The following is an 11,479-nucleotide window of genomic DNA, read 5'->3' as shown; positions in this document are numbered from 1 at the left end:
AAGCCCATTTTTAGCCCTAATTTTACGATGATTTTTCAAAAATGTGATTTTGACTCTAATGGATTCTGAGTTAGTTAGGGATAAAACTAACTTATATCCTTTTTCTATTATAAAAATTAAATCATTTTCGCAATTAAATAATCACTAAAATTTTTATATTATATGAATTAAAAATAAATAATGGTGATATTTTTATGAAGATGAAATATTGTCCGAACTGTGGGGCTGATTTAGCTGATGATGCTTTGTTCTGTGCAAACTGTGGAGAAAAAATCCATAAAGGCAATTCGTTAGTTTTACAACAATCATCTTATGATATTGCTTCTCTTCCTAAAGATGAAGTGACAAGGGTTGTTGTTGAAAAGATGTGTACAGATGGAGTAACTGGATTAAACAAAGAAGAGTTGAGAAAAAAACTATTATCATATTATGATAATTCTATTCCAAGAGATGAAAGGATAGAAGATTTAATGAAAACTTTTGATATCGATTATGAATCTGCTGATAAAGTTGATTGGATATCTTCTACAAAAACAACTTTGTTTGTTCAATATTTCCAAAATAAAGAGGATTGCCCAACATTTGATATTAAAGGCAAAAACGGAATGCTAAAGTCTGATGTTCCTATTGATGATTTTATATCCAATATAGGATTTATAATTGAAAACGATGCAACTCCTATATTTAAAAGAAATGTCATTAATAATAATATTACAACTGTTGATGATGGTCTGGCTACTTATTCTAATGTTAATTATGTAGACTTTTATGAAACAAGAGCAGTTAGGCATTCAAGGGGAGCCAGTTATGGAAAAAAAGGGTATAGGACTCATAGTAGTACTTCCACATCTACTCAAGAATGGACTAAGCTGGGAAGGGGAACACTTACTCTTCAAGGTGATAAGGTTTATTATGTTGGCGGGGGTCAGCAGAGAACTATTGATAGGAAAAAGATTGTTAAAGCTGTTTATTTCAATAACAAGGCAGGAATTGAGATTGCTGTAAGTAATAGACAAAAGTCAATGAAGTTCTTACTTCCAGGGAGAGACATCGAAGATGGGCAAAGATTGGTGAATGCAATACGGAATGGTCAGACTTCTGTTCGGCTAAAAGAGCTCACTAAAGACCCTGGAAATTGTTATATTGCAACTTTCGTATATGGAGATTATGATGCTCAAGAAGTTTTAACTTTAAGGCAATTCAGAGATGAGAGATTATTAACTAATTTCTTCGGAAAGTTATTTGTTAAAGTATATTATCGCACAAGTCCTTTCTTAATTAAACACTTTGGCAGTAAACTGTTCAAAAGTATTTCAAAAAAAGTTTTGGATAGTTTCATTAAGAAACTTGAATAAAAAAAAGATGATTTAAACAAAGCTCATAACAAATAACTATGAGCTTTGATTAAACTAACTACGGATGGCAAATCTTACATGCCTTATAACCCGATTGTTTTGCTTGTTTTTTGGATTTAAATGTAATCTTGTTCTAATTTTTTTATCCAATAGCTGATGGGGTCACAATCAGATTGGATGGTTAAAGCATCATCATATAGTTCTATGAACTCTTCCATTTTTTTATCATTGAACAAGTTGTTTTCTATTTTTGTTTCTGTAGTCATGCAAATTCAACCTTATAATAATATGTTTAATATTTTATGAATGATAATTAAAATAATTGATTGTTTTAATGGAGTATTTTTTGGTTTGATTTGGTAATGGAATCAAAGGTAAATTATGTATTTGGAATTTTAATTTTTAGTATTACTTTATTGTTAAATAAGTATTAAAAATCATTAAAATAATTGTCGGTTCAAACATGAGTTCGTGATGGATTTATTGTCTTTGTTCCACCAATTTCTGTTTTAGATTTGACATATGATGTATTATTGGGTGTGGGTATAAAAGAATTAGCTTAAAAGTATGTTATTGTATTTTCATGCCAATATCAATATTGCTCTAAACTTGTTATTTTACAAGTTAACATCAATATTGCTCTACACTCATAACAAAAAGATTTTATAATCGTTTAATCAATAATTAAATAGGTGATTAAATGAATAATCAAAAAATAAAGTTATACAATGAGTTGAATAATGATGAACATTATGTGTTAGATATGTTTCGAGCTATGAAAATTGAATGCGATAAGGCACGATTTGAATTATGGAGTTATCAGCTAAAAGATTTAATCAATAGCTACGAACAGCTCCAACAATTGCGAAAAGATATTCAAGCCAAATATTTTGCAATGTTGGAAAAAATAGATGAAAGTGAATTTGCTGTAGATGTAAACTATGAAAAATGGTCTGAAGTACGAGAGTATGAAAATGCTAACTGGCACGAAGAAGTAGAAGTGATGTCAGAGTTCAAGTATCATTTATATGATTTGCTTATGCAATTAAATGACGGCACAATTGAGCAATTAATTATTGAAGAAGAAAAGAATATTGCATAATGTTTTGAAGTTTTAATAATGGGGTATATTATGGCAATTTTAACTATTGATGTCTTGAAGAACCTAATAGAGAACATACCTGATGATTATACTGTTGAATATAATAAAGAAGTAACTATTGCTCCAATTGAGGATAAGGTTGAGATTGATATTGGTGGTAAAAGACTGATATTCAAGTAGAGAATCAATAAAAAAAGAAATTGAGGGGGTTTGTTAATGCCAACCTCAATTGGATTAGGTTCCTAGTTTTGTTATTGTTATTTTATGCCTACTGCTTCTTTGATTGGTGTTAATAATTGGATTGTTAATGCTAGGCTTGAAGTAAACTTTTTTAATTGTCTTTTTGCTGTGGTTCAAGCTTGGTTTCTGTAAATTAATCTTTCTTATTCTGTGGTAGCTTCTTTTTATTAATTGCATAGGTTTTTCACTCCTATAATTTTACTTATATTGATTTTGACAATACCTCTAGTTTAAACAGATGTAAATGTGGCGTTAATTCTTGAACCATCGATTAACCTCCCATCTAAAATTGGTGATTCTTGGTCAATACGCCTGTTAATTTGTCTTGCGATTGCATCTATTAAATCAGTTAATTCTTGTTCGTTATCGAAGGTTATGTTTGTTTTCATCATTCCGTATTCTCTATGATAAACAAATACGGGTTTATTTGTACCAATTATCATAATTTCTTCTAGATTGTCATCTTGGATTAATGGATCAATTTCTCCATACCCTACAATATCTCTAAGTAATTTTTGAGATAACTTATCTAAATATTCATTTGTGATATTGTTATTTTGTGGGTTTTCATTTAATCTTTCAAATAAAAATCCTTTGATATTATTTAATAGCTTATGTTTATTTACTTGAAAGTTTTCTCCAGTTGATATAGCTAAATCGACTAATTTTTCTCTAATTTCTTTGAGTAATATTTTTTCATAGGATGTATAGTCTTGTTTAATTATGTCATATTGTGGTATTATGTTATTATTGTCCATATTTTCACCAATGGCGATTTATAATTCTATTTAGAAATTAGTAATACTAATTTATATAGTTTTTATTACTTTTGATTTCAAAATAGTTATTAGAAGGCAATAATAAAATATTATATGGTTATGGTGTTTCTATGATTGATTTTGATGAGCAGATTAAAGCATTAGATTATTGTAAAAACTGTAGGGATGTTCAAATTAAAAAGTTTTCTCCTTTAAAAGATTTAATTGATTTTGATGAGCTTGATGGGAGTTATATGAAATGTGAATGTGGGAAAAGACCACTTGATATTGTGATGAGTCATATTCTAAAAATAATGATTGATGAAGAAATAGTTCCTCAAAAAGCCACATTGAGACACAATTCTCCGATTCCATTATCTAATTTTTATTATAGTAGTTTAAATCCTCAATTTATTGGTGAAGATACATTAATATTACTTCATCCAGATTTTAATGATGATGTTGCTATACGATTATTTGAAGAGGTTCCAGAAGTCAAATGTGTTTTAAAAGGAAGTCCTCAAAGTCATATTGGTCAATTTGATAAGAATTCTAAACTCAATCATTTTGAAATACTTGTAGGAGATGATGAGCAAATCAATGTTATGAGGACATTGTTAGAAGATAAAATTGTTATAGTTAAAAATCAATCTATGCATCATATAGAAGTTGCAATGACTACTGAAGAGAAACTATTGAGATTACATAATTATCTTGAAAATAATAATATTAATAGAGGAACGGCTATTGATGGAATGTGTGGTCTTGGAGCATTAGGAATTTATCTTTTAAAATATGGATTTAAGAAAGTAATTTTTAATGATATAAATCCTGAGATGATTAAAAGTTTAGGAAAAAATTTAGAGATTAATGATATTTTTGAGGGATTTGAAATATTTAATGAGTCATTTGAGGATTTAGATACAGATCATGTGGATTTATGTGTGATTGATGCATTTCCTGGTGTGGATACTTCAGAAATTGTAAAAAAAGCAGAAAAAATAGCTGATAATGTAATAATTATATAGTTAAATAAACATTTTCATGTAAATTACAATAGCAGGAATTATTAAAATGCCCATCAAATGAGATTTTCCGACACCAATGTAATGAGGTAACATTCCAAGAGCAATTGAAGTAATTAAAGCTATTGTCATATAAACAATGGGGGCATTATAGTAGAAAATGAAGATATATAATATTACAATTTGAAGTAGAATAACACCAATAGATAGTTTCTTATAAGCTACCATTTCCATTAATTTAGAAAATGAATCTCCTAATCTTAATGATAATACAAGTGAAACTGATACTGCAATCAGAGATGCAAAAATAAAAATTAACAAATGATTCATATTCATCTCTGAAATAAGATAAGACATATAAACAGCTATTCCGCTTCTAGGATTTCCAATAATGTAAATTGCTATTAAAGAAAACAGACAATCTGAAATATTAAGTCCTGATGTTGCAAGTAAAAAATTAACAGTATCATTATCGTCATTGTCATTAGTTCCACTTGCTGCTTGAGCTATTACAGTTCCTTGTGCAGGTCCAAATCCTGGAAGAAATCCTAAGATTGCTCCTGTTATTCCACCTGCGAAAATACTTTTAAATTTATTATAATCTATGTTTAGCTCATAAAAGAGGTTTTGGTGAGGGAGAGTTGATGATTCATTTAAACTAAATAGAATGGTGCTTATTCCAAAAAGACCTGAAAATGCACACATTAATGTAACTCCTGAGGTTATTGGGCTTTGAAATAGAATCCAACCTAAAATTCCAGATAATATAAACAAAAGCAATGACCATAAAAAATCCCTGAAATTTGCTGTTAAGTTATAGGTTAAATAAATTGATGCAGCAAGAAGAATTATCCAAGTGTATGGTTTTAAAGTTTCATGTAGGAATGGTAAGACAATTGAAAAAATTGGAAGCATTAGAATGGTAACGAGTATTGCTCCAAAACCACCTACAGATACGATTCGTATTACCTCTTTTGATCTACCTTCTAGAACCATTCTATGTCCTGGAAGTATGGATGTTGCAGTTCCTTCTTGTGGGACTCCAAGAAGCATTGAGGGTACAAATTCTATTAGAGCATGAGCAATTGACATGGAAACCATCAATACACAAAGGAATTCTGGTGAAACTTGTGTTAATAATAAACTGGATGATGCAAACATTATTGCACCAGCAGTGTTGACATGTATTCCTGGTATAAGTCCTGTAGTCGTTCCGATAAATATACCTATAAAACAAGCAATTACTAATTCTATCATGCTTATTAATTAATTAAAATATAATTTAAACTTTGTTTAAGTAATTAAAAATAATAATCTAAATTTTTAATATTTACTTTGTTTTAATAGATTAATATTATAAGACTGATAGTTATAATTTAGAATTTTTTTCTATTAAATTCAAGGGATTTTAAAGAAACTTTTGATAATAAATTAAGTAAATCATTATGAGCTATGTCTAGTTCCTCACAAATAATATTATCCCATTCTTTTTCTTTTTGGATTAAAAATTCAGCGGTTTTCTTACCTTTTTGTGTTAAGTTTATTTTATAAGATCTTTTATTATTTTCATTGATGTTTCTTTTAATTAATCCTTTTTCCTCAAATTCTTTAAATGCTCTTGAAACACCACTTCTATCCATTAAACAGGCTTTTGCAATATCCGATTGGGTTGCTCCCATTTCATAATATAAAAACATCAGCATATAATATTGGCTTGGTTGGATGTCAGTTTCATTTTTAATGTGTTTATTAATGTAGAAATCATGAGTTTTATTTAATGTAATTAAATGATTTATTATAAATGGTGAGTCGTTAATTATATCATCATAGCTAATCATGGGTTTCACCTATAAGTAGTAATATATTTTTTAGTTAATATTTAAATAGTATTTGAATTATCTTATTAATGGTGATTATTAATAGCTACTAGTATATAAATTCGTAACTATGGGAGTTAATAGTCTAGAAATTTTTTTTAAGAAAAGAGAGATAATTGGTGTTGAATTGAGGTTGATAACACCAATTATTGTTTTTTTTTTGAAAAATTTTGGCAGATAATTTTTCAGGTATTAAATTAGAAAATTGTGTAAAGCTAATTTAATATTAAGGTATGTATATTTTTGGAGATTGCATTATTTGTTTAAATTAATAATGTCTTGTTAAAGCGACATTTTTAGGCATACCTAAATTATGTCACTTGTATTAAACTTTGTTTTCATTATATATGAATGTTTCTATTTTTTTGGTATACCTAATTTTTTTCATATTCGATGTGAGTGGAAATTATGATATATAATTAATAGTTATTATTAATCTATAAAGTTTTGGTACATCTAAATATTTAAATAAGATGAAGTAAAAATAATGTATTATTTAGGTTAACCTAAATATTGAATATTTGTTAATCAATTAAATATGGAGGTTATTGATGAAAAAATTAATTGTAGGATTAGCAGGAAATCCTAATGTTGGTAAAACAACTGTATTCAATCAATTAACTGGTATGCGTCAACATGTTGGGAATTGGCCAGGTAAAACTGTTGAAAGGGCAGAAGGTCATTTTAATCATGGTGAATATGAGTATGATATTGTAGATTTGCCAGGTAATTATGCATTAAGTGCTCATTCTATGGAAGAAATTGTTTCTAGGGATTTTATTGTGGATGATGATTCTGATGTTATTGTTAATGTAGTTGATGCTGCTAATTTAGAACGTAACTTATACTTAACAGTTCAAATGATGGAATTGGGTGCTAATTTAGTAATGGCACTTAACATGAATGATTTTGCAAAGAAAAAAGATCACATTATTAATATTAAATTAATGAGTGAATTATTAGGATTCCCTGTTGTGGAAATTAATGCAAAAAATAAAGATGGTTTTGATGATTTATTAAATACTATTGAAAAAGTTGCTTCAAAACCAAAAGATACTAGTATTAAATTATCATATGGGGATGAATTAAAAGAACATTTGGGTGATCTTCAAGAATTAATTGAGAAAGACAATAAATTATTGGATGTTCCACCAATTTGGACTGCAATTAAATTATTAGAAAAAGATTCTATTGTAATTCAGAAAGTACAAGAATCTTCAATTGGTTCTCAAATTATGGCTGAAACTGATAAAGTGGCTGGACATCTTTACAGTATTTATAATGAAGGTGCTGAAGAAGTTGTTGCTAATGCAAGATATGCATTTATTGATGGTTTACTTGCTGAAGCGGTTATGAGACCTGCTGTTGAAAAAGAAACAATGACTGATAAAATTGATAAAATTGTTACAAATAGAATTTTAGCTCCATTTATATTTATTGTTATCATGTGGGCAATGTTCCAATTAACATTTACAGTTGGAGCTCCTTTCCAAGATATGATTGATCAAGCATTTGGTATGTTGGGTGAATGGGTAGCTACATTTATTGGTGATAGTTTACTGTCTTCATTTATTTGTGATGGTATCATTGGAGGAGTAGGTGGTGTTCTTACTTTCTTACCGATTATTATTTTAATGTTTTTATTCTTGAGTATCTTAGAAGATTGTGGTTATCTTGCAAGAGCAGCATTTACTTTAGATAAAATCATGCACAAAATAGTTGGTCTTCATGGTAAAGCTTTTATTCCTATGATTTTAGGATTTGGTTGTGGTGTACCGGCTATTATGGCAACAAGAACCATGGAAAATGAAGGGGATCGTATGCTTGCTATGATGCTTGTTCCATTTATGTCTTGTACTGCAAGATTACCAATTTATGCTATTTTTGTTTCAGCATTTTTCGCAGATAATGGGGGTAATGTTTTACTTGCAATTTATTTATTAGGAATTGTTGTAGCACTTATTGTTGCTGCTATTCTTAAAAGAACTATGTTTAAAGGATTATCTACTCCGTTTGTTATGGAGTTACCAACTTATAAAGTTCCATCTTTAAAAGGTGTATTATTACATACTTGGGAAAAAGTAAAAGGATTCTTAAGAAAAGCAGGTACTATTATTCTTGCTTGTTCTATAGTGTTATGGATTTTACAAAACATATTCCCATATGGTGGAACTGATCCTCAAATGAGCCTTTTAGGTATGATTGGTGCTACTATTGCTCCAATATTTACGCCATTAGGATTTGGTACTTGGCAAGCTGCTGTAGCAATTATTGCTGGTTTAGCTGCTAAGGAAGTTGTAGTTGCAACATTTGGAACTCTTGCAGGTATGGAGGAAGATGATGAAGAGGGAATTACTCAATTAGTTCATGATACTTTTACTCCTTTATCAGCATTTTCATTCATGGCATTCACATTATTATATACTCCATGTTTTGCAGTTATTGGTGCAATTAAACAAGAAACAAACAGTTATAGATGGGCTTTAATTATGTGTGCTATTACTTTAGTAACTGCATTTGTTGTTTCATTCTTAATTTATAATGTTGGTTTATTAGCAGGATTTGGATAATTAAGGTGGTTTTCTACCATCTTTTTTTATCTTCTTAAAATTTTTAGGTATTCCTAAATATTAGTAGTTGAACTTATAAAATTAGTTAGGTGATAATTATGCGTAGTAAAAGTGGAATTCGTGGAGTCAAAGTTCCTAAGAAAGTTGATAATTAATTTCGTATTTTTGTAAAAAATCAAAATTTTTAGTTATAGCTAAATATTTATATACTGGTTAAAATAAAATAATGAATTAAGAAATTTTAGTATGCCTAAAAATTATTTAGGTGATAATTGGGTGATAATATGAAAACATTAAACGATGCAAAACCTGGTGAAACAGTAACTTTAGTTAAATATCATGATACTGGAGATCTTGATTTAAGAAGACATTTATTAGGTATGGGATTTGTTAAAGGAGCAAAAATTACTCTTAAAAAAGTAGCTACTTTAGGAGATCCTATTGAAATGAGTGTAAAAGGATATGATATTTGTCTTCGTAAAGAAGAAGCTAAAAATATTGAAGTCATGTAACTTCAATTTTTTATCATTCGTTTAAGTAGTTTATTAATGGTGTTAAATTATGAAATGTCGAATGTGTGGTTTTGAATTCAATGAAAATGAATTAGAAACTCGTGGATGTTCTAATTGTGGAAAACATCATTGTAATCAAATTCATTGTCCGAATTGTGGATTTGCTAATTCACCTGAATTGGACCAAGAATTTGAATTTATAACAAAATTTAAAAATAGATTTAAAAAAACAGAATCAAAAATTGATTCTATTTAATTTTTTTAGTATTTAAAATCTCTTTAACTGTTTCATCAACGGTTATCTTTTCAGTATCAACATCGAGTCCGTTTTCTTTTAATTTATATAATATTTCTGTTGTTACTGGAGGTCTTAAGTGAGCTTTTTTTATTAATTCTTTATCTGAGAATATTTGGTGTTTATCTCCTTGAGCGATTATCTCTCCATCATATAATACAAATATTTTATCTGCAAATTGATTTACCATTTCAATATCATGTGATGAGATTACAATGCTCATACCTTCAGAATTAAGGTCATTTAAAATATTTAATACTTTATCAACACCTTCAGGGTCAAGACCTGCTGTAGGTTCATCAAGAATCATGATTTCAGGTTTCATTGCAATAATTCCTGCAATAGCCACTCTTTTTTGTTGGCCTCCACTTAAATGATGAGGAGTTTTATCTTCAAAACCACTCATCCCAACCATTTCTAATGATTCGGTGATTCTAGTTTTAACTTCATCATAATCAAGACCTAAGTTCATTGGTCCAAAGGCAACATCTTCTTTAACAGTAGGTGCAAATAACTGATCATTGGGATCTTGGAATACAATTCCTACTTTTTGTCTTACTTTAAGTAGTTCTTCACGATTAAAAGTTATCTTTTTACCCTCAATTTCAACATGACCAGATGTAGGTTCTGTTAAACCATTGAAATGTGAAAAGAGAGTTGATTTACCAGCACCATTTGGTCCGATAATTGCAATTTTTTCTCCTTTTTTGATTTGTATATTAACATTTTTTAAGGCTTTAGTTCCATCAGGATAAGTAAAAGATAAATTTTTTGTCTCTAAATGAATTTGTTCCATTATGTCACCTAATTAATTGAGAAATTTTGGCCAAAGTAACCTAATTGTCCACTATATTTGAATATAATAATTTCAAGCACCACTACTATTAGTATTATTGAAATTAGAAATATATAATCACTTTTTTCCATATGTTTCTTTTCATCAAACATTTCGGATGCATCTGAAAAGCCACGACTTACCATACTTTTGTGAACACGTTCTCCTTGTTCATATGATTTTAAAAACATCATTCCTATGGTATATCCAACCTGTTTCACTCTCCATTTGTATGGTGTACTTTTGGAGTTTATGCTGAAATTTCTTGATTTTTGACTTTTTCTAATTGATCCTAACTCATCAACAAATAAAAATAAAAATCTTACCATAATTGAAAGGATCATTGCTAAATCTCTAGGCATTTTCAATTTTCTAAAAGAACTTGCCATTTCTTGCAGGGGGGTTGTTGATGAATAAATAATTATTGCAGTTAAGCAGACAATCATGCGAATAAGTAGTAGAATAGCCCAATTGAGTCCAAAGTCAGTAATATGTACCCAAGAATAACTCCAAATTATATTTCCAGGTTGAATAAAAGGTTGAAATATTATTACTGCACCACCAAAGGGCAGTAACATCAATAATCTTTTAGCAGAATCTATATATGATAACTTAGCTACTTTCAAAATAATCAATAGTATTATCTCTAATATTATTGGTATAAAAAGTTCTTTGGAGATAACACAAACTAGTATAATGAAAATAGTTGAAAGTAATTTAATTCGTCCTTCTAGATTATGTATTGGACTACTTTTAGATGATAATTCATCAAATCTTATAATTTGTGTTATGTCTACCATATTATTTCACTATTAAAATATTGAAAATTAGTAATATATTATCGTTGTGTTTTGTAAATTTTAAATTATGTCAATTCTATTTTAAAAGAGAAAAAAAGAGGAAAAATAAA

Annotated in this window: 14 protein-coding genes; 7 read left to right on the top strand and 7 right to left on the bottom strand. The window is 28.6% G+C overall.

Features of this window, described 5'->3' with window-relative positions; translation table 11 throughout:
- Positions 1–194: 194 nt before the first annotated feature.
- A complete protein-coding gene (locus ACI389_RS02145; protein ID WP_439779905.1) occupies positions 195–1,355 on the top strand; it encodes a zinc ribbon domain-containing protein in 1,161 nt (386 codons plus the stop codon).
- Between the two features lie 58 nt (positions 1,356–1,413).
- Here ACI389_RS02145 and ACI389_RS02140 read toward each other — a convergent pair whose 3' ends face one another.
- On the bottom strand, positions 1,414–1,482 hold the full coding sequence (locus ACI389_RS02140; RefSeq protein ID WP_439780051.1) for an Ada metal-binding domain-containing protein: 69 nt from the start codon (positions 1,480–1,482) through the stop codon (positions 1,414–1,416).
- Positions 1,472–1,621 (bottom strand): hypothetical protein, encoded by a 150-nt coding sequence (locus ACI389_RS02135; RefSeq protein ID WP_439779904.1) that lies wholly within the window; start codon positions 1,619–1,621, stop codon positions 1,472–1,474. Before ACI389_RS02135 ends, ACI389_RS02140 begins: the two co-directional genes overlap by 11 nt.
- Positions 1,622–2,217: 596 nt before the next feature.
- Here ACI389_RS02135 and ACI389_RS02130 point away from each other — a divergent pair.
- Positions 2,218–2,457: a hypothetical protein gene (locus ACI389_RS02130; protein WP_439779903.1), complete on the top strand. Its 240-nt coding sequence runs from the start codon at positions 2,218–2,220 to the stop codon at positions 2,455–2,457.
- A gap of 30 nt (positions 2,458–2,487) precedes the next feature.
- Positions 2,488–2,637, top strand: coding sequence for a hypothetical protein (locus ACI389_RS02125; RefSeq protein ID WP_439779902.1), 150 nt, complete (start codon positions 2,488–2,490; stop codon positions 2,635–2,637).
- Positions 2,638–2,927: 290 nt separating this feature from the next.
- Here the strand turns inward: ACI389_RS02125 and ACI389_RS02120 are convergent, their stop codons facing one another.
- On the bottom strand, positions 2,928–3,455 hold the full coding sequence (locus ACI389_RS02120; RefSeq protein WP_439779901.1) for a hypothetical protein: 528 nt from the start codon (positions 3,453–3,455) through the stop codon (positions 2,928–2,930).
- Between the two features lie 131 nt (positions 3,456–3,586).
- Here ACI389_RS02120 and ACI389_RS02115 point away from each other — a divergent pair, with 131 nt between their 5' ends.
- Entirely contained in the window at positions 3,587–4,483 is an 897-nt protein-coding gene (locus ACI389_RS02115; RefSeq protein WP_439779900.1) for an SAM-dependent methyltransferase, read from the top strand.
- Here the strand turns inward: ACI389_RS02115 and ACI389_RS02110 are convergent, their stop codons facing one another.
- Positions 4,484–5,737: a tripartite tricarboxylate transporter permease gene (locus tag ACI389_RS02110; RefSeq protein WP_439779899.1), complete on the bottom strand. Its 1,254-nt coding sequence runs from the start codon at positions 5,735–5,737 to the stop codon at positions 4,484–4,486.
- 119 nt (positions 5,738–5,856) lie between these two features.
- Positions 5,857–6,318 carry a MarR family transcriptional regulator gene (locus ACI389_RS02105; protein WP_439779898.1) on the bottom strand — a complete coding sequence of 154 codons (462 nt, stop codon included), beginning with the start codon at positions 6,316–6,318 and terminating at the stop codon, positions 5,857–5,859.
- Between the two features lie 590 nt (positions 6,319–6,908).
- Between ACI389_RS02105 and feoB the strand changes: the two genes are divergently transcribed.
- The 3 genes from feoB to ACI389_RS02090 all read left to right on the top strand — a co-directional run bounded on the left by feoB (position 6,909) and on the right by ACI389_RS02090 (position 9,695).
- Entirely contained in the window at positions 6,909–8,927 is a 2,019-nt protein-coding gene (gene feoB / locus ACI389_RS02100) for a ferrous iron transport protein B (RefSeq protein WP_439779897.1), read from the top strand.
- A gap of 284 nt (positions 8,928–9,211) precedes the next feature.
- The gene (locus ACI389_RS02095) at positions 9,212–9,439 is read left to right on the top strand and encodes a FeoA family protein (protein ID WP_439779896.1); all 228 of its coding nucleotides are present in this window, start codon (positions 9,212–9,214) and stop codon (positions 9,437–9,439) included.
- A 49-nt stretch (positions 9,440–9,488) separates the two neighbouring features.
- The gene (locus ACI389_RS02090) at positions 9,489–9,695 is read left to right on the top strand and encodes a hypothetical protein (RefSeq protein ID WP_439779895.1); all 207 of its coding nucleotides are present in this window, start codon (positions 9,489–9,491) and stop codon (positions 9,693–9,695) included.
- On the opposite strand, the gene ACI389_RS02085 is transcribed toward ACI389_RS02090, so the two are convergent.
- Positions 9,688–10,530 carry an ATP-binding cassette domain-containing protein gene (locus tag ACI389_RS02085; protein ID WP_439779894.1) on the bottom strand — a complete coding sequence of 281 codons (843 nt, stop codon included), beginning with the start codon at positions 10,528–10,530 and terminating at the stop codon, positions 9,688–9,690. The two genes, ACI389_RS02090 and ACI389_RS02085, sit on opposite strands and share 8 nt — an antisense overlap.
- 8 nt (positions 10,531–10,538) lie before the next feature.
- Positions 10,539–11,369: a cobalt ECF transporter T component CbiQ gene (gene cbiQ / locus ACI389_RS02080; RefSeq protein ID WP_439779893.1), complete on the bottom strand. Its 831-nt coding sequence runs from the start codon at positions 11,367–11,369 to the stop codon at positions 10,539–10,541.
- Positions 11,370–11,479: the final 110 nt, after the last annotated feature.

The sequence above is a fragment of the Methanobrevibacter sp. genome (assembly GCF_051877095.1).
Taxonomy (GTDB): Archaea; Methanobacteriota; Methanobacteria; order Methanobacteriales; family Methanobacteriaceae; genus Methanocatella.
Note: the sequence above shows the minus strand (reverse complement) of the source record. Positions and strands in the feature narration are given on the sequence as shown.